This is a genomic window from Vibrio sp. M250220, from assembly GCF_036533795.1.
Lineage (GTDB): Bacteria > Pseudomonadota > Gammaproteobacteria > Enterobacterales > Vibrionaceae > Vibrio.
The window spans coordinates 37,852-57,857 of sequence record NZ_JATABI010000018.1 but is presented as its reverse complement, the minus strand read 5'-3'; the positions used below and the strand labels follow the sequence as shown (position 1 = coordinate 57,857).

The following is a 20,006-nucleotide window of genomic DNA, read 5'->3' as shown; positions in this document are numbered from 1 at the left end:
CCTCTAATGTTTCCAAAAGAAGTCTCGTTTGGTCACTTCGTTTCATTGAAACCTAATTTGAAACCCCTCTTTATTTAGAGAAATTTCTAATTGGATTATCATCAACGAGTGCCCACACAGATTGATAGGTCTATATTTTTAAAGAGCTTCTCTTCTGCGTGATTTGTATCACTCGGAAGAGGCGGCCATTCTAGCGATTTAAGTTTTAGTGTCAACCACTTTTTTCAAACTTTTTTTCAAGCAACTTGCTTGGCTAGTTAACCGTATCGACTTCGCTTGAACCCTTGTGAGCTCTTGCCCTGTCGACGAGGAGGCATTATAGACATCGCGCTCACATTGGCAAGCGTTATTTGAAAAAATTGCAAAAATAACATCTAAATGTCGTTTTTTCGCTCAAAGCTTTATTTATCCAACTTTACCCCAAATAAGCAAACATCATACTCACAGAGTTATCCACAATTGCTATTTTTTAGACAAAAGAAAAGGCCGCATTGCGACCTTTCTTCTTATAAATAAGAGAGCAGATTAGATACCAGAACCATCTTGCTCATTACCATCATCTTCATGAAGCCCACATTCACGCTTTAAACCAAAGAAACGAGTTTCTTCTTCACTCATTCCTGGTTCCCATTTTTTCGTGGTATGGGTATCACCAACGGACAGATAACCTTCATCTCTTAGCGGGTGATATGGCAGACCATGTTCTTCTAGGTAGTAATGAACATCTTTATTAGTCCAGTCGATTACGGGTAGGAATTTAAACACACCATTTTGGATAGACAAGATCGGCAAGTTGGTACGTGACTTAGATTGCTCTCGGCGTAGGCCAGAGAACCAAGTTCCAACTTCTAGTTCATCCAACGCGCGACGCATTGGTTCGACTTTGTTTATCTTGTTGTATTTCTCTATTCCCTCTATACCTTGCTCCCACAGATTTCCGTAACGCGCTTCTTGCCAGTTTGGACTCTCTACTGCTCGATAAACTTTGAGATTTAAAGTCAACTGTTCACTTAACTGATCGATAAAGCGATACGTTTCGGGAAATAGATAGCCTGTATCGGTTAAGATGACTGGGATATCTGGGGACTGTTGAGTCACAAGGTGTAGCATCACAGCCGCTTGAACACCAAAACTTGAAGAGACCGCAAACTGACCTTCGAGGTTTTCTAATGCCCAAGCAACTCTTTGCTCAGCGGTTAGCTTCTCTAGCTCACCATTAATTTGTGCAAGACGAAGTATTTGCTCCGTCTTAGTTAATGAGAGCAGTTCTGCTAACTTCGGTTTGGAAGCGACAGAATCAAGCATATAAGTCCCTCTTAGACACTTTAACTTCTTGGATGATGCCTGCGCGTATAGCAAAGTCACCAAACCCTTCACCCTCTTCGCGTTCTTTCGCCCAACGACCAACTAGCAGATCAATTTCTTCTAGTATCTGTTTATCTGTGATGTTCTCTTTATACATCTTCGGAATACGCGTACCCGCTCGGTTACCACCAAGGTGCAGGTTGTAACGACCTGGCGCTTTACCAACCAATCCGATTTCAGCCAACATTGCGCGTCCACAGCCATTCGGACAACCAGTGACTCGCAATATAATATTGTCATCTTCTGGTAAGCCGTGTTTTTCTAGGATGCCTTCTACGTCTGTAACAAACTGCGGAAGGAAACGCTCTGCTTCAGCCATCGCTAATGGACATGTCGGGAATGCGACACACGCCATTGAGTTTTTGCGCTGCTCACTCACGCTGTCATCGATCAAACCATGTTCACGGGCGATCTTTTCAATTTTTGCTTTCTGGCTTTTCGCTACACCAGCAACAATCAAGTTTTGGTTTGCTGTCATGCGGAAATCGCCTTTGTGAATTTTGGCAATTTCAGCAACACCTGTTTTAAGCGGTTTACCTGGATAATCAAGCAGACGACCATTTTCGATAAATAGAGCTAAGTGGTGTTTACCGTCTATACCTTCAACCCATCCAATGCGGTCACCACGATCAGTGAACTCGTATGGACGGCTATCTGAGAACGTCACGCCAGCTCGCTTTTCGACTTCCGCTTTAAAGACATCAATACCGACACGATCGAGTGTGTACTTAGTTTTTGCATTTTTACGATTTGAGCGGTTCCCCCAATCACGCTGAGTGGTGACTACTGCCGCAGCGACATCTAGCGTCTTTTCTAGAGGGATAAACCCAAAGTCATCTGCGCGTCGAGCATAGGTAGATGTATCGCCGTGCGTCATAGCAAGGCCACCGCCAACTAATACGTTGAAGCCAATTAATTTTCCATTTTCACCAATCGCGACGAAGTTAAGGTCATTCGCATGTACGTCGACATCATTTTGTGGCGGAATGACAACCGTTGTTTTGAACTTACGAGGAAGATACGTCTTACCTAAAATTGGTTCGTCATCTTCTGTTGTTTCTACTTTCTCGCCATCCAACCAGATCTCAGCGTACGCTTTGGTTTTTGGTAGCAAGTGCTCGCTGATCTTCTTCGCCCATTCATAAGCTTCTTGATGTAACTCAGACTCAATTGGGTTGGTGGTACATAGGACGTTACGGTTTACGTCACCAGCCGTCGCTATTGAGTCAATCCCAATGCTGTTTAAGGTTTGGTGCATGAGCTTGATATTTGGCTTTAGTACACCGTGAAACTGAAACGTTTGACGTGTCGTTAGACGAATACTGCCATAAAGCGAATGTTCGGTAGCAAACTTATCAATCGCAAGCCACTGTTTTGGTGTAATGATGCCACCTGGCATGCGCGCGCGTAGCATTACATTGTGCAATGGTTCGAGTTTTTGCTTAGCACGTTCATTTCGAATGTCGCGGTCATCTTGCTGGTACATTCCGTGGAAACGAATCAGCTGAAAGTTATCTGCTGTAAATCCACCAGTAATACGGTCCTGTAAATCTTGCTCGATTGTGCCACGTAAGAAATTACTTTGAGTTTTGAGGCGTTCGTTATCCGAAAGAGGTCCTAGAACTTCACCCAATACTTCCTGCTTATTACTCATTAGTACACATCCCTTTGGTAACGTTTTGCTTTACGTAAGTCGTTAATAAATTCTTCTGCATCATCACGAGACATCTTGCCTTGTTGCTCAGCAACAATTACCAATGCTTCGTGCACATCTTTTGCCATTCGAGTTGCGTCACCACAAACATAGATATAGGCACCATCATGAATCCACTGCCAAACCTGCTCAGCATTTTCTAGGATGCGGTGTTGGACGTAGACCTTCTCTACTTGGTCACGGCTAAAAGCAACATCTAGACGATTAAGTAATCCAGATTTGAGGTACTTCTGCCACTCCACTTGATAGAGGAAGTCTTGAGTAAAGGTGCGGTCACCGAAGAATAACCAGTTCTTGCCTTCAGCATCGCGGTTATCTCGCTCTTGAATAAAGCTACGGAAAGGCGCAATACCAGTACCAGGACCAATCATAATGACGGGAGTGTTGTCATCTTGAGGCAATTTGAAGTTATTGTTGTTTTCAACAAACACTTTAACCTCCCCCCCCTCTTCCAGTCGCTGTGACAAGAAGCTTGAGGCACCGCCGTAGCGCTTATCGTCACCTTTATCATATTCAACAAGGCCAACGGTTAGATGAACTTCTTGGTCTACTTCTGACTGACTCGAAGCGATTGAGTATAGGCGAGGAGTCAAACGACGCAGCAAACCAATCAGTTGATCTGCGGTTAACTTGGTTTTCTTTTCATCAAGAACATCAACGACCTGGGTATTGGTTGCGTATTCACGCAATTGGTCTTTATCTTGAGCCAGTTTTTGTAGTTTTTTACTACCGGACAGTTCGGCGTACTTCGCGACCAGTTGTGGGTTAGATGCAGTGATCTCATATTTAGCCACCAGCGCACTATGAATTGACAGGCTTTCACCATCCACTTCAACGCTTTCCACCCCAGATAAACCCACTTTTGCTAAAATTGCGTTAGCGAGCTCAGAGCTGTTTTCAAACCATACCCCAAGCGCATCACCCGGTTGATATGTTAAGCCCGAGCCGTCCAAGTCGATTTCGATATGACGAACATCTTTCCCTGAATCACGGCCTGTAATTTTTTGGCTAGTCAGCAAAGTGGCGGTATAAGGTTTTTGCTTACTGTACTGAGAGTGTCCAGCAGCCTGAGCCACTGGAAGCTGGACTATATCCGCTTCTTGCCCAGAAGAGAGATCTTCTTTCACTGTCTCCAGCGCTTTAGCACGCCATTCAGACGCGGACGCTTCATAGTCAACATCACAATCAATTCGATCAATGAAAGCCGTCGCGCCTTGCTTCGCAAGGTAAGCGTCAAAATCTTTACCAGTTTGGCAGAAGAACTCATAGCTAGAGTCACCCAGACCAATCACACCATATTTCAGGTTCGCTAATTTAGGTGCTTTCTTAGACTGCAAAAACTCATGCAATTCAATCGCATTGTCCGGCGCTTCACCTTCACCATTCGTTGAAGCCACAATAATTACATGTGTTTCTTTGGCTAGGTTCTTACCTTTATAGTCACTGGCATCGAATAGCTCTGCTTCAATACCCAAGGCTTTTGCTTCTTGCTCTAGCGCTTCTGCAACACCTTTAGCATTGCCGGTTTGTGAAGCAAAAATAATTGATAGTTTGCCAGCAGGCTTTGCCGCTACAGCAGCAACGGCTTGGTTGATTGGTGCGGCAGCAGACACGGTCTGTGTTTGGGCCAATCCCCAAAAATATCCACTCACCCATGCCAACTGCTGAGAAGACAAGTCTGCAACGGTCTGTTGTAGCGAGTTCAGCTGTTGATCATTCAGAGGTGCTGCGATCGATGGTAGTTCTTGTGGCGTGTTTCCTTGAGAGGACACGTTCTTGTTTAAAGACATGGTCTCGACATCCCTATTCATTGCGTGATGATAGATTAACCACTCTCTTTAATAACAAGAAAGAATAGAAGTGAATGTTTTATAACTTTTTGAATTAAAGAATAGGGAGACAACAATCATCAAATGCTATTTTGCCTCTACGCGAACCTGCTTGAAACCTACCGCCATTGCTGACTTTGACGCTAGATCGAGGTCCATATAATGACACTCTTCACCGTGAGAGTCGGTCAGAAGAACAAAGCCACCACGAGCATGGCGAAATTCCACAATCCAGCTTCCTTCTTGTGCTGAAGGCTCGATAATGGCTTCTACTAGCTGATTCTCACGATATAGATTTCGAAGTTCAGTGATAGTCATGAGGTTCCTTTCTCTGGCGAAAATTCCTTATTAAGCATGGCCAATGACAGAAAAAGTGCTAAACGAAATGAACGGATATAATCAATAGATATAAAAAAACGCCGCTTTAGATAGCGACGTTTTAAAAAATAGACTCAGATGTTTAGAAAGAAAACTCTGCGCCAGCAAAGAAGCCATTAGCAAAAATAAACGGGTCGCCCTTAGTATTCGGGAACTCTTCCGACTCCAAATCAATCACGCGGTAACCACCACGGAAAGCCAATGTATTCTCACCAACAGGTAAGCGGTACTGTACACCTGCCATCAAGTCGGTACTCTTAATACCGCTACTATCACCAAAGTTCATTTCACCGATGACATCGAAATTGGTGTTAGGCACCGTGATTTCTGCATAACCGTACCAAGCCCAAATGGTTTTATCAAACGTTGTGCTAGCGCTATTTTCAGGGTTGATATATTTAGTATTACCTAGGTCACTGAACGTCATACCCGCATCGAAATGCATTAAATCATGCTCCATAACACAGTAGTACAAAGTTAAATCCAGTTTATCAAAAGCCATGTAATCAGCATCAACGCTCGTGTAGCGCAGACGTGCATCAGGCACATATTTGATACCGTGTTCAACCGCTACATAAACACTTGGTGTTGTATTACCATCTCGAGTGACCTCGTTCACTTTAGTGTCTGTTAGCCACGCTTCAGCGCCAAACTTAGTTGTTAGAGAGGACTCAGCGAAAGCTGACGCAGAAACGACAGCCGCGATGGCGATGGCGAATGCACTGGCGGTTTTAAAACCCATGGGATTAGTTCTCCAAGTATTCACTTCAGACAGCCCCGAATCGAGCTGCACATGGCTAGATAAGTATGATGTTCGTCAAATTCTAACATAGACATACCTCTAGCCAGTAAATATTTCTCAGTAGAGTCCTGTTATCGAGGCTGAACCACATAGTTCTTGAAGAACCAAACGCCAATAGCAATCATAATCAACCATGGAATGAGCTTGATCACTGCGCCAACCATTCCTAAAAGCAACATGACTACCAGAGAAAAAGCAACTCCGACAAACACGGTAACCATAGTCACTCCAGTGACCAGTAATGTTGCTACAAATACCAAAATAAAGATTAGCTCAAACATATCAATCTCCTTTGTTGTTACTAACCTCTGTTTCAGGATGCGTGCCAACCTTGACCAACATGCTAAGACATTGAAAATATAGAAAAATAAAAAAGAGCGCTATTAAATAGCACTCTTTTCTTCGATAGATAATGGTAATTTTCACCAACCCCGTAGGTAATTTTTACACATTCAACTCTTTTGGAATTTTCGCTAGTGCCGCTTCGACCACTTCTATGCCCGATCCTGGCTTATGAGCGTTTTCACTAATATGGCGGCGCCATTGACGAGCACCCGGCATGTTCTGGAACAAACCCAACATATGACGAGTAATATGACCTAAGTACGCCCCATTCGAAAGCTGCTGTTCAATGTATGGATACATTTCTTCCACAACCTGAGTACGCTTTTTAATTGGCTTATCTAATCCAAAGATCTGTTGATCGACCTCAGCTAAGATATAGGGATTCTGATATGCTTCGCGCCCTACCATCACACCATCAAGATGCTGCAAGTGCTCTTTAGTCTCTTGCAGAGTTTTAACGCCACCATTCACAGCGATCACTAAATGAGAGAAGTCTTTCTTTAGTTGATATGCGCGTGGGTAGTCCAGTGGTGGGATCTCTCGGTTCTCTTTTGGACTAAGGCCAGAAAGCCAAGCTTTACGGGCATGGATAGTAAATTGCTCACAACCGCCTTTCTCTGAGACGATAGAAACAAAGTCTGTCAGGAATTCATACGAATCTTGATCATCAATACCAATACGGGTCTTTACTGTTACAGGTACATCAACCACATCACGCATAGCTGCAACACAGTCTGCCACCAACTGAGGCTCGCCCATTAGACAAGCACCAAAGCGGCCATTCTGTACACGGTCAGATGGACAGCCAACGTTTAAGTTAATCTCATCGTAGCCACGCTCTGCCGCCAGTTTAGCGCAAGTAGCCAAGTCCTTAGGATTTGAACCGCCTAATTGCAGGGCGACTGGATGCTCTTCCTGGTTATATGCTAGGAAGTCACCTTTACCATGAATAATTGCCCCCGTGGTGACCATCTCTGTATAAAGCAGAGTCTCGTTAGTCAACAAGCGGTGGAAGTAACGGCAGTGTCGATCCGTCCAATCGAGCATGGGTGCAATGGAAAAGCGGTTAGCCGCGTATTTACTAGTATTGTCAGGTTTCATAAGGTGAGTCTCGCTATACAGTGAGCATCGTGGTCAAAACAGAATCCGCGATTATACACACAGAAGAGAAAACATTCAGGAAAAATGAGGGAATACTAAGGAATGACAATAAGCGGTTAAGTTATCTATTGATAGATCATGTGCTTGTCTATCTACACCAGTTAAAGTGCATAAGAGCATGCCACCATGACGTAGTGGTTGGATCAACACTGTGTCGAAATAAAAAAGGCCAACCCTTCGGTTAGCCAACATTTTTATAGTGTAAGACTGGGATACTCCAAGATCAATTCGTTGTCAGTGAACGTACAAACCGAGAAATAGTTAAAATACTGCACAAGCTCTCTACGGTCTGATTCAGTCATCGCTTCTTTCAATGCTACACTGGTTCGGTGTAATCCGTGTAGCCTATCGTTACTGATTTCAGCATGAATGCTATCGACCAACGTCCTTAAGTTTGATCTATCCATAAGTCTCAACCTAGCCTCTGTTGATGAATCAAAGCTGATATAAATATGTGAAACCATCTCCATATTGTCAATACAGTCAATAAAAAATAAAACTAACGAGGTAGCGTGTTAATTTCTATCATCAATGGACTGCAATCTGGGCAGCAAATTGGTTTGTCGCGAAACCAGCTCTCTGAGCTGACTAAGGCACTGGAAGAATTTGATTTTGAGCGCGGTTTACAGATCTTGGACACAAGCCGGCAATGAGAAGTGAGTAAAATGCTGTAATTTGTATCGTTTTTATTGTAGATAATGTAACTTATGCCATTAAAGTCAGGCTACTACTATTCATCCTTCGAATAAGTAACCTGCTGACATAGCGAATTGATATTACCTACAGAGCGACGATAAACCGCAAGAAATGGTATATTATTAAAAATGTCCATTGGTAACGGTGATAAGTTTGGACCAGCAGTTAGTAAAGCAAATAGAAGATATATGTGCAGCCAGAGGCGTAAGGCTTACCGCCCAACGCAAAAGAGTGTTTGAGCTGATTTGCTCAAGTCCAAAGGCTGCAAGTGCTTATGAGCTTTTAGACGAGTTAAAAGTAAGTGAACCCCAGGCCAAACCACCTACTGTGTATCGAGCCTTGGACTTTTTGCTCGAACAGGGATTCATCCACCGTGTTGAATCAACCAACAGCTATATTCAATGCTGCTCCTGCAATGCCCATAAGCATCACTCGCATCTTTTGATTTGCGACAGATGCAGCAACGTTATTGAACTGCAAGATGATAGTTTGGTAGCCTTGCTAAAGAAGAATGCGGAAGTACATGGTTTTTCCATCAACAATCACGTTATTGAATCACATGGTATTTGTCAGTCATGTGCCTCTGACAAAGCGAAATAAGATATAGAAGAAGATTATGCGCGCTGAATTTGTAAACCCGTTTTTAGCTTCATTGATGAATGTTTTGAAAACGATGGCTTCACTGGAATTGAAGCCACAGAAACCTCGTGTCAAAAAAGATGAAATTGCACGTGGAGATGTTTCAGGTTTAATCGGGATGGTAGGTCCGCAAAGCCGCGGTTCTATGTCGATTACTTTCGATGAAAACCTCGCTCTTGAAATTATGCAGAATATGCTTGGTGAACGCCCTAATGGGCTGAACGATGAAGTGACAGACATGGTGGGTGAAATCACTAACATGGTAACGGGTGGTGCAAAACGTATCCTAGCCGAAAGTGGTTTTGATTTTGATATGGCGACGCCTGTCGTTGTCTCTGGTAAAGGCCACACCATCCGTCACAAGTGCGAAGGTTCTATCATTATCATGCCGTTCACTTCTCAATGGGGTAACGCATTTATTGAGATCTGTTTTGAATAACCCTTAACAGATAAACAAATAAAAAAACGCTTCTCTAGAGAAGCGTTTTTTATTTATGCAATCACCTTACGGGCTTTCAAAACTTGTAAGCAGTCATCAACCAGCTCATCAATTGACTTTTCACCTGCCCGAAGATCAATTTCTGGATTGAGTGGTGCTTCATACTCAGAATCGATACCAGTAAAATTAGTAATCTCCCCTGCACGCGCTTTTTTATACAGACCTTTAGGATCCCTTTGTTCACACACTTCCAATGAAGTATTGACGAACACTTCTAAAAACTCGCCCTCTGGCAGCATTTCACGTACCAACTGCCTCTCTGCACGATGAGGAGAGATAAAAGCGGACAAGACGATCAAACCAGCATCCGCCATCAGCTTAGCCAATTCACCGATGCGACGGATGTTTTCACGGCGATCTTGCTCAGAGAACCCGAGATCACTACACAAACCATGACGAACATTGTCTCCATCTAACAAGTAAGTGTGATGCCCCAATTCAGCCAAACGCGTTTCTAGAGCACCGGCGACGGTCGACTTACCTGCGCCAGACAAGCCAGTAAACCAAAGTACAACGGGTTGCTGTCTTTTGAGTTTGGCGCGAAATTCTTTGTCAATCGAGTGATGATGCCAAACAACATTTTCGTCTTTAGTCGGTGTTTCCGTAGTCATAATTGAGTCCTTTTAAAACGGAAAGAAGAGTGGAATCAGCGTTAACACCAACACGGAGTAAACAATCGATAAAGGAATTCCCACTCGAACATAATCAGTAATTTTGTAATTTCCTACGCTATAAACCAAAAGGTTAGTTTGATAACCGTAGGGTGAAATAAAGCTCGCACTTGCACCAAACAACACCGCCATAATAAATGGCATAGGATCGACCCCGTAGCCCAAAGCCATACTGTAACCAATTGGAAATGCTAATGCGGCCGCAGCATTGTTAGTAACAAGCTCAGTTAAAATAAGAGTAAGCAAGTAAGTCGCAACCAAAGCACCAAAGACTCCCCACCCATTGAATCCTTCAATAAACATCTGACCCAAACTGACCGATAAACCGGATGACAACATCAGTTGTGCGATTGACAGTGCCGAACCAACGATCACAACAATATCGATGGGAAAGCGTCTACGCAATTCGGCAAGTTGGATGACGCCAGAAAAGAGCGCCGCTAAAAGAAAGACGGACAAACCTTTTATCAATGGAAACAAGTCAAGCAAAGCTAAGGATATGACACCAGCAAAACCCAATAACACACAAGTCGATTTATTCGTGTCTAGACGAGCACTTGAACCAAGCGCATTGATCAACACAAACTCTTTGCGATGGGCTTGTCTCTCTTGTTCAAAACGCTTACCAGGAACAAGTACTAAGGTATCCCCTGCATTTAGAGTGATATTCCCCAAGCCACCTTGCAAACGCTCGTGGCCACGACGAATAGCTACCACTACTGCATCAAATCGATCTCGAAAATGACTCGATTTCAGCGTCTTATTACAGAAACTGGCCGAAGAGCTGACAACGACTTCAACAAACCCTTGTCCATTAAGGTGGTGCTGACCAAATAGGGTTAAACCTTGAATCTCCTGTAAAGTGGCGACACTTTCGATATCACCACAAAACAACAATCGATCACGAGCTTGAAGGACAAAATCAGGTTCGACCGAAGGCATAGTCTGACCATCACGAACCACTTCAGCCAAGAACAACTTACGTAACGCACGTAGGTTGTTTTCACTGATGCTACGTCCAACTAGCGGCGAACCAGGCTCGACGCGCGCTTCTAAGAAATAAGGCAGCTCATCCTGTGTATGATCTTCATAATCAGGCAGAAAGTAACTCATGGGGATCAAGATCATCAAGCCACCAAGCAGCACAGACAAACCGATCAACGTGGGGGCAAAAAAACCTAAACTCGGCAAACCGGCATCTTCAACAAAGCTATTGATGATCAAGTTTGTGGATGTACCGATCAAAGTGAGCGTACCACCCAAAATCGCCGCATAAGAGAGAGGGATCAACAGTTTAGATGGGGCATGCTGCTGATTGCGCTTAATGGCACCAATCAGAGATACTACCACCGCGGTGTTATTGGTAAATGAAGAGAGTAACGCGGTTGAAATTCCAAGTTTTGCAACCACAGTGGCTAGACGACCATTAGACAATGAACGACTGACCCAACTCACCAAACGCGTTTTCTCCAATGCTGCTGAAGCCAAAATCAGCAGCACCAAAGTCAGTAGAGAAGAGTTAGTAAAATTCGTGGCAACATCACCGAGCTCAATCATTCCGCCAAGAAAAGCAATGAATGCTGCACCTGCGAAGATATAACTCGGTTTAATCCGCGTAGCCAACAGGCAGGTTACTATGCCTAATAATATTGCTAACACAAATCCTTGTTGCCACATATTACTTCCCTACCAGTAAGACGGTTACTTAAGTAACTGACTGATATCTTTTGATTCCCAGTGTGGGAAATGCTTGCGGATTAACGCGTTAAGTTCGATCTCAAATGCAGAGAAATCACCGACTTTCGTTTCCACCTGAGTCAAGCTTTCACGTACCAAGCCAGCACCAACTGTCACATTGGTTAAGCGGTCAATAATGATAAACCCACCAGTATCTTGGCATGAGGTGTAGCTATCGAGTGCCACTGACTCAGTCAGCGTCCATTCACACAAACCGATACCGTTGAGTGGTAATTCAACCGCACTATGGGTTGAAAGGTTATTGATGTCATACTGATGACGAATGGACTCAACACGACCCACTGTTTTCTTGCCAGCAATCTTGATGTCATACTCACGCCCCGGCTGAAGCGGTTGCTCTGTCATCCAAACCACATCAGCTAGGAGATGGTTACTCGATTCAATCTGCGCCTTTTCTAGAACAATTAGATCACCACGGCTAACATCAATTTCGTCTTCCAAAGTGAGCGTCACTGCCAGTCCAGCTTGTGCCTGCTCTAGGTCGCCATCAAAAGTCACAATACGAGCAACTTTCGATGTTTTGCCTGAAGGTAACGCCTTAACCTCATCACCAACGTTGATAGAACCTGACGCAATCGTGCCAGAGAAACCACGGAAATCTAGGTTTGGTCGATTCACATACTGGACTGGGAAACGGAACTCACCAACGGCCTTGTCACGATCAACGTTTACCGTTTCAAGGATCTCAAGCAAAGATGGACCTTCGAACCAACTCAAGTTCTCACTTGCATCTACAACATTGTCACCCTCTAAAGCCGACAGCGGTAAAATCTGAATATCGATTTCACCCTGTAGATTCTTAGAAAACTCCAAATATTCGTCGCGGATCTGTTCAAATCGTTGCTGTGAGTAGTCGACAAGATCCATTTTGTTCACGGCAACAACAAAGTGTTTTAAACCCAATAGATTTGAGATAAACGAATGACGACGAGTTTGATCCAACACACCTTTACGTGCGTCAATTAAGATCACCGCCAGATCACACGTTGATGCCCCTGTTGCCATATTGCGTGTGTACTGTTCATGCCCCGGGGTGTCGGCAATGATGAACTTACGTTTTTGGGTAGAGAAGTAACGGTACGCGACATCAATCGTGATCCCCTGCTCTCGCTCTGCCTGTAATCCATCGACCAACAACGCTAGGTCAGGACGCTCGCCAGTTGTGCCCACACGTTGACTGTCGTTATGTACGGCCGCTAACTGATCTTCATAGATCTGCTTTGAGTCATGCAGTAATCGGCCGATTAAAGTACTTTTGCCATCATCTACTGATCCACAGGTAAGGAATCTAAGCAGTGATTTGTATTGATGCTGTGTAAGGTAACCTTCGATACCTAGCTCTTCTAATTGAGCTTCTACTACGCTGTTCATGTTTCTTTCCTTAGATCCTAAATTAGAAGTAGCCTTGACGTTTTTTCAGTTCCATCGATCCAGACTGATCGTGGTCGATCGCGCGGCCTTGACGTTCACTCGATGTTGCCACCAACATCTCTTCAATAATGCCAGTTAACGTATTCGCATCTGACTCAATCGCCCCCGTAAGCGGGTAGCAGCCAAGAGTACGGAAACGTACGCTCTTCTCTTCAATCACTTCTCCCGGCTCTAACTTCATACGATCATCATCCACCATGATCAGCATGCCATCACGCTCAACAACAGGACGCTTTTCTGCTAGATACAGCGGAACAATGTCGATGTTCTCCAAGTAGATGTATTGCCAGATATCCAGTTCAGTCCAGTTCGATAGCGGGAAGACACGAATGCTTTCACCTTTGTTGATCTGACCGTTGTAAGTACGCCATAACTCTGGACGTTGATTCTTTGGATCCCAAGTGTGGTTCTTATCGCGGAACGAATAGACACGCTCTTTAGCACGTGATTTCTCTTCATCTCGACGAGCTCCACCAAAAGCCGCATCAAAACCATATTTATTCAGAGCCTGTTTCAGGCCTTGTGTTTTCATAATATCGGTATGCTTAGATGAGCCGTGCGTAAACGGACTACATCCCATCGCTAAACCTTCAGGGTTCTTATGCACCAAAAGCTCAAAACCATACTTTTCAGCCGTACGATCACGAAACTCAATCATCTCTTTAAATTTCCAGTCAGTATCCACGTGCAGCAGCGGGAACGGGATCTTTCCTGGGTAGAAAGCTTTGCGAGCGAGATGCAACATTACCGACGAATCTTTACCGATCGAGTACATCATCACTGGGTTATCAAACTCAGCCGCCACTTCACGGATGATATGAATACTCTCCGCTTCGAGTTGCTTGAGGTGGGTTAAACGTTCTTGGTCCATGTTAGTGCTTCCTTTACGGCTCAATACGAGCTTCTGACTAATCAAATAATGAGTTATGCGAATTGGCGCTGTTGTACGCTAGGCTGTGGAGTGAACCACGCCAGCTTGTCTGACAGTGACACCACTTCACCAATGACGATGAGAGACGGCGATTGCGCGTCTTTTGCAAGTTCAGCCAGTTGAGATAGCTGACCTTTGAATATTCTTTGGGTTGACTGAGTCCCACGCTCAATAATGGCGATTGGAGTCTCAGGGCTACGGCCGTGCTCAATCAACTGATGCTCAATATAGTCAGACTTCATTAAGCCCATATAGATCACCAGCGTTTGGTTGCCGCGAGCCAACGTAGACCAGTCCATCTGGTCACTTTCTGCTTTCAAATGCCCTGTTATAAACATTGCTGATTGAGCGTAATCTCTATGGGTTAACGGTATGCCCGCATAAGCTGTCGCACCCGCTGCGGCGGTAATACCAGGAACAACATGAAAAGAAACTCCAGCGTCCGCCAATACTTCAAGCTCTTCACCACCGCGGCCAAAAATAAACGGATCACCGCCCTTGATGCGAGCGACACGGTGACCTTGTTTAGCAAAGTCCACCAATAGCTGATTGGTTTTTTCTTGAGGGACACTATGGTGGCCAGCGCGCTTACCAACACACACCGTAATCGTGTCACTAGGAAGGAGAGACATAATGTCTTCAGAAACAAGATAGTCGTATAGCACGACATCCGCTTGCTGTAAGAAACGCATTGCCTTCAGCGTTAGCAACTCTACGTCACCAGGGCCTGCACCGATAAGTGCTACTTCACCTTTACCGAGCACGCTGCGACCAAAAGTATTTAAATCCATCTGATTGCTACGCTGTGCACGTTGAGCGTTCAAAGGGAATTGAGAAACGGTTTCCTTGCGAGCCATAATGTCATCCTTCAATGTCTATGGAAGCATTATGTATCTGTATCTTTATTACCTGAAATTCTAAAATTTCATTTTTTATATCAATTTCTGATAAGAACAATAAACCGTACCATATTCCCTTTATCGAATTTTGAGAGATTCTTTGCATAACACCAATACATAACTGCTCTAGATCACAATTAATTACCTAGTGAAACAATTGTTTCACTTCATTTTGTTAAATTAGACGGGTCTTATTTAACGCTATCGGAGCTTAAAAAATGAAAGCAGCAGTGAACCCCCTGTCTCTTGCAGTACTTGGTGGTATGTTGGCCATGGCTGGTCCAGTAATGGCAGATACGATCAAACTTCGTATTGTCGAAACGACTGATATTCACACTAACGTCATGGACTATGACTACTACAAAGACAAGCCATCGCAACAGATTGGTCTTACTCGCACTGCTACTCTGGTTAAACAAGCTCGTGCCGAAGTAGAAAACAGTGTACTTGTTGATAATGGTGACCTAATTCAAGGCAGCCCTATGGGAGACTATATGGCAGCGAAAGGCATTGAAAAAGGCGAGGTACACCCAGTATACAAAGCGATGAACCAGTTGAATTACGATGTGGGTAACATTGGTAATCATGAGTTTAACTACGGTTTAGAGTTCCTTGCAGAAACTATCAACGACGCTGATTTCCCTTATGTCAGCGCAAACGTATTCGACAAGAAAACTGGCGAGCATTACTTCAAACCATACATCATTAAATCTCATACATTTAAAGACGTTGATGGCGTAGAACACGAAATCAAAGTGGGTTACATCGGCTTTGTTCCACCGCAAATCATGGTGTGGGATAAGAAAAACCTAGAAGGCAAAGTCTTCGCTAAAGACATCAAAGAAACGGCTGATAAGCTAGTGCCTCAAATGAAAGCTGAAGGTGCCGACGTCATCGTTGCGATTCCGCACTCTGGCGTATCTTCAGACCCACATAAAGTAGGTGCAGAAAACTCTACTTACTACCTTTCTCAAGTAGATGGTATCGACGCGATTGCTTTTGGTCACTCTCATGCTGTATTCCCAGGAAAAGGCTTCGATAACATTCCAGGTATTGATAACACAAACGGTACCATCAATGGTGTAGCTGCAGTTATGCCAGGTCGCTGGGGTAGCCACGTTGGTGTCATTGATCTTGAACTGAAAGAAAAAGGCGGTAAATGGACGGTTGTAAAAGGCCAAACTGAAGCTCGTCCGATCTACGACAAGAAAACAAAAACTTCACTTGCAGAAGCAGATGCTGAGATGGTTAAAGCGCTTGAAGCTGACCACAAAGGGACTCGCGATTTCGTTAACCAGCCAATCGGTAAAGCTAACGACGTGATGTACAGCTTCTTAGCATTAGTACAAGACGATCCAACAGTACAAATTGTTAACCTTGCACAAAAGGATTACGTTGAGCGCTTTATCCAAGGCGATCCTGACCTAGCAGACATTCCTGTTCTTTCTGCTGCTGCACCATTTAAAGCTGGCGGTCGTAAAAATGATCCGGGTAACTTCACTGAAGTCGAATCTGGTCAGTTGACTTTCCGTAACGCAGCAGACCTTTACCTATACCCGAACACTCTCGTGGCGATGAAAGTAACCGGCACTGAAGTGAAAGAGTGGTTAGAGTGTACAGCGGGTCAGTTTAAGCAAATTGATATCAACAGCACTGAGCCACAAAGTCTGATTGACTGGGATGGTTTCCGTACCTACAACTTCGATGTTATTGATGGCCTGAACTATCAAATTGATGTCACTAAGCCGGCGAAATATGACGGCGACTGCAAGGTGATCAACGAAGGTGCTGAACGTATTGTTAATCTTACTTATCAAGGTAAGCCAATCGATATGAAGCAAGACTTCATCATCGCGACAAACAACTACCGTGCATACAGCAATAAGTTCCCTGGCACAGGCTCTGATTTTGTCGCGTTTGACTCACCAGATGAAAACCGTTCAGTAATCGCGGCTTACATTACTCGCGTAAGCAACGAAAAAGGTGAATTCACGCCAAGCGCAGACAACAACTGGTCATTTGCACCAATTAAGTCAGATAAGAAACTGGACATCCGTTTTGAGACTTCACCAAGTGATAAGGCGGCGAAGTTCATCGAAGAAAAAGGCCAGTATCCAATGAAACGCATCGGCACTGATGATGTAGGTTTCGCGGTTTATCAAATCGACCTTCAGAAATAACCCTCTTTTCCATTGAAACAAAGCCGCACTGTTCGTTGCGGCTTTTTTTTCATCACAGGTCAATGGTAGCGAGTTGGGGAAGTGCGCTAGAATCTCTACCTATCCCATTCAAAGATAAACACGCCATGTTTGAAAACTTTCGACAGCAATTGACCCACAATGGATTTACCAGCCAAGAAGTTGATCAACTGATTCTGTCAGCACGACAACTTGAGCTGCCGACCCGTCATATCCTGCTACATCAAGGGCAGGTGGCAGAAGAGATCTATTTTCTCGTATCAGGTATCTGTCATTCATGTTACTTGACGGAAAAAGGCAAAGAGTTCAGCAAAGAGTTCTATTGGGAAAATGACTGGCTTATCGGTTTTGAAAGCCTAATCAAACAGCAGGCCTCACCTTATCTACTCGAATCTCTTACGCCCTGCACCATGATTTCTCTCCCTATTGCCGCCCTCCGTCAGTGGCGAGATGAAAAACACAGCATTTACCTAAAGCTGCTCGAAACTCAGTTAATGTATAAAGAAAACAAAGAACGATTTATGCTGCTCTACAGCCCGGAGGAACGTTACCAACTTTTCTGCCAGCATTACCCCGAATTGCTTGAACGGCTCAATGACTATCAAGTCGCTGCTTACCTAGGCATCACACCAATCAGCTTGAGTCGTATCAAAAATCGCCACCAAAATTAACAATTGTTAATGTCGCCAAGCGATTGAGTTGCTACATTCGCCTTAACAGATATCAACAAGGCAAAACACCTATGGTCACTTGGCTACTAACTCCCTTTTCACAGCTGACAACCACTCAGCTTTATCAACTACTTAAACTCAGAGTGGATGTATTTGTCGTTGAGCAAACATGCCCATACCCCGAGCTGGATGACAAAGATCATCAAGAGGGTGTATATCATCTACTTGGTTATAAAGATGGGCTGTTGGTTGCGTGCGCTCGGTTGATACCGAAGGGATTAAGCTATCCAAGTGTCAGCATTGGACGCGTTGCTACCTTAGCAAGCCATAGAGGTGGCGGGCTTGGCCATCAGTTACTCAAGCAAGCATTGGCTGGGTGTGAATCTTTGTGGCCAGGAGAGAAAATAGAGATTGGTGCACAAGAGCATCTGGCTGACTTTTATCAGCAACATGGCTTTGTCCAAACCTCAGATATGTATCTTGAAGACGATATCCCACATATTGATATGAAGTTGGACAAATAGACGTGGCAGCTTCAGCGACCTATGTCGCGATCCTCCTGCTTATCGTAGGCAACTTAGCGGCATCTTTGTCTGATGTCGCAGTAAAATTACTGGATGGTGATGTGTCTACCTTCCAGTATGTTTTCGTTCGCCAACTGCTTTCAACTTTAGTGATCTTTCCCTTTTGGTGGCAACAAAAGCCGACTCAGAAAAAGCTCTATAGCCCAGGTCTCAACTTATTCCGTGCACAACTGATATTGATTGGCAGTGGATGCATGGTCATTGCCATCACTCACCTGACCCTAGCGACGGCAAACGCAGTCTTTTATGCCGCCCCTTTATTGATGCTACCGCTAGCTGTATTGCTTCTAGGAGAGAAAATCGCTTGGACGCGTGCGGCCGCATCACTGTTCGGTTTTGTCGGTGTATTAGTGGTTCTCAGGCCTTCAGAATTTCATTGGGCGGCGACGTTTGCCTTAGGAACAACGTTAACTCTGGCACTCTTCAACGTCACTGCGCGTAAATTACCGGCGGAACAGACCATCATCAGCACGTTATTTTGGACATCATTGCTATCTCTGCCTCTCTCATCGGTATTAGCCTTGATTTACTGGGCGCCGATAACCTATCAGCAAATCATGCTGATTTTGGCAAGTGCTGGATTAATTTTGAGTTACAACGGGTTGGCGGTCATGGCTTATCGACGAGCGCCAGCAAGCCAGATTTCTGTAGCAGAAAATTCAGGGTTAGTATTCGTCGTTATTATTGGCGTGGTTTATTTTGACGAAGTGCCAGACTGGCTGACAGTGATAGGGATAACCATGATTATGCTACCCCTTGCCCCGTGGCAAACACTGATAAAAAGCGGAAGGATGAGTTACTTACTACGACCAAAGCCACCGTCAGAAAGACGGAAGAACATAACAGACTGATTGTTCTTTTCGAGTTGAAGGATATCCAATTGCCCATTCTCCGCTAACTTAAAGCGGACAAGCTGCCCTTGCTTAATTTGGCTTAGAGGTTTGTCCGCACCTTCTACTTTTACTAAAGCGTTGAGATCCGCCATTGCTAAACCATTGCTGCGAAACACTTGCGCCAATGTATCACCACTCTTAACCTGATACTCCTTCCAAGTGTCAGAAGCCAGTGATTGCTGCTGTCTGCTTTGTTGCTCGCTCAAACTGCGTGTATCAATGTCAATCTCGACTCGTTGGACTGGCGAGGTTTGTAATTTAGTACCACCCGTCGAATCGGGTAACGGAATCACCAATAAAACCAGCAAGACAGGCACTAAGATCATTAAACCACGTTGGTGAAGTTTAGGAAGCAGGTTCCAGCGTTGTAGGACTGCCCCCTTTAGTTTGAGCCAATCAATAGCACTAAACTTTTTCTTCACTACATCAACGTAATCAACTTGCTGCTGTTTTTTCTTTTTTCTGCGATTCATCGCACCTTGTCTCCAAACGGATTTCGCTCTAAGTATAAAAACCAAGCCCCCATGAGTATAGGAATTTTC

General features: G+C 44.3%; 20 protein-coding genes. 6 read left to right on the top strand and 14 right to left on the bottom strand.

Annotated features, from left to right (window positions below; all coding sequences use genetic code 11):
* Positions 1-525: 525 nt before the first annotated feature.
* The 8 genes from QTN94_RS08875 to QTN94_RS08840 all read right to left on the bottom strand — a co-directional run bounded on the left by QTN94_RS08875 (position 526) and on the right by QTN94_RS08840 (position 8,001).
* A complete protein-coding gene (locus tag QTN94_RS08875) occupies positions 526-1,305 on the bottom strand; it encodes a phosphoadenylyl-sulfate reductase (protein ID WP_138972810.1) in 780 nt (259 codons plus the stop codon).
* Positions 1,298-3,019, bottom strand: a complete 1,722-nt coding sequence (gene cysI / locus QTN94_RS08870) for an assimilatory sulfite reductase (NADPH) hemoprotein subunit (RefSeq protein ID WP_331417953.1) — start codon at positions 3,017-3,019, stop codon at positions 1,298-1,300. The genes QTN94_RS08875 and cysI overlap by 8 nt, the downstream gene beginning before the upstream one ends.
* A complete protein-coding gene (locus QTN94_RS08865) occupies positions 3,019-4,869 on the bottom strand; it encodes an assimilatory sulfite reductase (NADPH) flavoprotein subunit (RefSeq protein WP_331427456.1) in 1,851 nt (616 codons plus the stop codon). Before QTN94_RS08865 ends, cysI begins: the two co-directional genes overlap by 1 nt.
* Before the next feature lie 126 nt (positions 4,870-4,995).
* On the bottom strand, positions 4,996-5,226 hold the full coding sequence (locus tag QTN94_RS08860) for a hypothetical protein (protein WP_269377133.1): 231 nt from the start codon (positions 5,224-5,226) through the stop codon (positions 4,996-4,998).
* Between the two features lie 142 nt (positions 5,227-5,368).
* Positions 5,369-6,028: a TIGR04219 family outer membrane beta-barrel protein gene (locus QTN94_RS08855; RefSeq protein WP_331427455.1), complete on the bottom strand. Its 660-nt coding sequence runs from the start codon at positions 6,026-6,028 to the stop codon at positions 5,369-5,371.
* A 131-nt stretch (positions 6,029-6,159) separates the two neighbouring features.
* The gene (pspG, locus tag QTN94_RS08850; protein ID WP_331427454.1) at positions 6,160-6,369 is read right to left on the bottom strand and encodes an envelope stress response protein PspG; all 210 of its coding nucleotides are present in this window, start codon (positions 6,367-6,369) and stop codon (positions 6,160-6,162) included.
* Between the two features lie 163 nt (positions 6,370-6,532).
* On the bottom strand, positions 6,533-7,534 hold the full coding sequence (dusA, locus tag QTN94_RS08845; protein ID WP_138972805.1) for a tRNA dihydrouridine(20/20a) synthase DusA: 1,002 nt from the start codon (positions 7,532-7,534) through the stop codon (positions 6,533-6,535).
* Positions 7,535-7,788: 254 nt separating this feature from the next.
* Positions 7,789-8,001 (bottom strand): hypothetical protein, encoded by a 213-nt coding sequence (locus QTN94_RS08840; protein WP_331427453.1) that lies wholly within the window; start codon positions 7,999-8,001, stop codon positions 7,789-7,791.
* Between the two features lie 424 nt (positions 8,002-8,425).
* Between QTN94_RS08840 and zur the strand changes: the two genes are divergently transcribed.
* Both zur and QTN94_RS08830 read left to right on the top strand, forming a co-directional pair.
* Positions 8,426-8,890, top strand: coding sequence for a zinc uptake transcriptional repressor Zur (gene zur, locus QTN94_RS08835; RefSeq protein ID WP_138972797.1), 465 nt, complete (start codon positions 8,426-8,428; stop codon positions 8,888-8,890).
* Positions 8,891-8,906: 16 nt separating this feature from the next.
* Positions 8,907-9,368 (top strand): chemotaxis protein CheX, encoded by a 462-nt coding sequence (locus tag QTN94_RS08830; protein WP_006878545.1) that lies wholly within the window; start codon positions 8,907-8,909, stop codon positions 9,366-9,368.
* Positions 9,369-9,421: 53 nt separating this feature from the next.
* On the opposite strand, the gene cysC is transcribed toward QTN94_RS08830, so the two are convergent.
* From cysC to cobA, 5 genes are read right to left on the bottom strand one after another with little or no spacing between them, the layout of a single operon-like run.
* Positions 9,422-10,039, bottom strand: a complete 618-nt coding sequence (gene cysC, locus QTN94_RS08825; protein WP_138972796.1) for an adenylyl-sulfate kinase — start codon at positions 10,037-10,039, stop codon at positions 9,422-9,424.
* 12 nt (positions 10,040-10,051) lie between these two features.
* Positions 10,052-11,776 (bottom strand): SLC13 family permease, encoded by a 1,725-nt coding sequence (locus tag QTN94_RS08820; protein ID WP_138972795.1) that lies wholly within the window; start codon positions 11,774-11,776, stop codon positions 10,052-10,054.
* 24 nt (positions 11,777-11,800) lie between these two features.
* Positions 11,801-13,228, bottom strand: coding sequence for a sulfate adenylyltransferase subunit CysN (gene cysN / locus QTN94_RS08815; RefSeq protein ID WP_138972794.1), 1,428 nt, complete (start codon positions 13,226-13,228; stop codon positions 11,801-11,803).
* A 22-nt stretch (positions 13,229-13,250) separates the two neighbouring features.
* Entirely contained in the window at positions 13,251-14,183 is a 933-nt protein-coding gene (gene cysD, locus QTN94_RS08810) for a sulfate adenylyltransferase subunit CysD (protein ID WP_276608347.1), read from the bottom strand.
* Between the two features lie 29 nt (positions 14,184-14,212).
* Positions 14,213-15,076: a uroporphyrinogen-III C-methyltransferase gene (cobA, locus tag QTN94_RS08805; protein ID WP_331417940.1), complete on the bottom strand. Its 864-nt coding sequence runs from the start codon at positions 15,074-15,076 to the stop codon at positions 14,213-14,215.
* Between the two features lie 260 nt (positions 15,077-15,336).
* Between cobA and cpdB the strand changes: the two genes are divergently transcribed.
* The 4 genes from cpdB to QTN94_RS08785 all read left to right on the top strand — a co-directional run bounded on the left by cpdB (position 15,337) and on the right by QTN94_RS08785 (position 19,422).
* Positions 15,337-17,298, top strand: a complete 1,962-nt coding sequence (gene cpdB / locus QTN94_RS08800; protein ID WP_331427452.1) for a 2',3'-cyclic-nucleotide 2'-phosphodiesterase — start codon at positions 15,337-15,339, stop codon at positions 17,296-17,298.
* A 125-nt stretch (positions 17,299-17,423) separates the two neighbouring features.
* A complete protein-coding gene (locus tag QTN94_RS08795) occupies positions 17,424-17,987 on the top strand; it encodes a Crp/Fnr family transcriptional regulator (RefSeq protein WP_331417955.1) in 564 nt (187 codons plus the stop codon).
* Positions 17,988-18,058: 71 nt separating this feature from the next.
* Positions 18,059-18,511: a GNAT family N-acetyltransferase gene (locus QTN94_RS08790; RefSeq protein ID WP_138972791.1), complete on the top strand. Its 453-nt coding sequence runs from the start codon at positions 18,059-18,061 to the stop codon at positions 18,509-18,511.
* Between the two features lie 2 nt (positions 18,512-18,513).
* Positions 18,514-19,422 (top strand): DMT family transporter, encoded by a 909-nt coding sequence (locus QTN94_RS08785; RefSeq protein WP_331417938.1) that lies wholly within the window; start codon positions 18,514-18,516, stop codon positions 19,420-19,422.
* On the opposite strand, the gene QTN94_RS08780 is transcribed toward QTN94_RS08785, so the two are convergent.
* The gene (locus QTN94_RS08780; RefSeq protein WP_331417937.1) at positions 19,368-19,937 is read right to left on the bottom strand and encodes a LysM-like peptidoglycan-binding domain-containing protein; all 570 of its coding nucleotides are present in this window, start codon (positions 19,935-19,937) and stop codon (positions 19,368-19,370) included. The genes QTN94_RS08785 and QTN94_RS08780 overlap by 55 nt on opposite strands.
* Between the last annotated feature and the right edge of the window lie 69 nt (positions 19,938-20,006).

Excerpts from the sequence above, each read along its gene's own strand:
- QTN94_RS08875 (WP_138972810.1), bottom strand. The coding sequence starts at position 1,305 with ATGCTTGATTCTGTCGCTTCCAAACCGAAGTTAGCAGAACTGCTCTCA.
- cysI (WP_331417953.1), bottom strand. The coding sequence starts at position 3,019 with ATGAGTAATAAGCAGGAAGTATTGGGTGAAGTTCTAGGACCTCTTTCG.
- QTN94_RS08865 (WP_331427456.1), bottom strand. The coding sequence starts at position 4,869 with ATGTCTTTAAACAAGAACGTGTCCTCTCAAGGAAACACGCCACAAGAA.
- QTN94_RS08860 (WP_269377133.1), bottom strand. The coding sequence starts at position 5,226 with ATGACTATCACTGAACTTCGAAATCTATATCGTGAGAATCAGCTAGTA.
- QTN94_RS08855 (WP_331427455.1), bottom strand. The coding sequence starts at position 6,028 with ATGGGTTTTAAAACCGCCAGTGCATTCGCCATCGCCATCGCGGCTGTC.
- pspG (WP_331427454.1), bottom strand. The coding sequence starts at position 6,369 with ATGTTTGAGCTAATCTTTATTTTGGTATTTGTAGCAACATTACTGGTC.
- dusA (WP_138972805.1), bottom strand. The coding sequence starts at position 7,534 with ATGAAACCTGACAATACTAGTAAATACGCGGCTAACCGCTTTTCCATT.
- QTN94_RS08840 (WP_331427453.1), bottom strand. The coding sequence starts at position 8,001 with ATGGATAGATCAAACTTAAGGACGTTGGTCGATAGCATTCATGCTGAA.
- QTN94_RS08830 (WP_006878545.1), top strand. The coding sequence starts at position 8,907 with ATGCGCGCTGAATTTGTAAACCCGTTTTTAGCTTCATTGATGAATGTT.
- cysC (WP_138972796.1), bottom strand. The coding sequence starts at position 10,039 with ATGACTACGGAAACACCGACTAAAGACGAAAATGTTGTTTGGCATCAT.
- QTN94_RS08820 (WP_138972795.1), bottom strand. The coding sequence starts at position 11,776 with ATGTGGCAACAAGGATTTGTGTTAGCAATATTATTAGGCATAGTAACC.
- cysN (WP_138972794.1), bottom strand. The coding sequence starts at position 13,228 with ATGAACAGCGTAGTAGAAGCTCAATTAGAAGAGCTAGGTATCGAAGGT.
- cobA (WP_331417940.1), bottom strand. The coding sequence starts at position 15,076 with ATGGCTCGCAAGGAAACCGTTTCTCAATTCCCTTTGAACGCTCAACGT.
- cpdB (WP_331427452.1), top strand. The coding sequence starts at position 15,337 with ATGAAAGCAGCAGTGAACCCCCTGTCTCTTGCAGTACTTGGTGGTATG.
- QTN94_RS08795 (WP_331417955.1), top strand. The coding sequence starts at position 17,424 with ATGTTTGAAAACTTTCGACAGCAATTGACCCACAATGGATTTACCAGC.
- QTN94_RS08790 (WP_138972791.1), top strand. The coding sequence starts at position 18,059 with ATGGTCACTTGGCTACTAACTCCCTTTTCACAGCTGACAACCACTCAG.
- QTN94_RS08780 (WP_331417937.1), bottom strand. The coding sequence starts at position 19,937 with ATGAATCGCAGAAAAAAGAAAAAACAGCAGCAAGTTGATTACGTTGAT.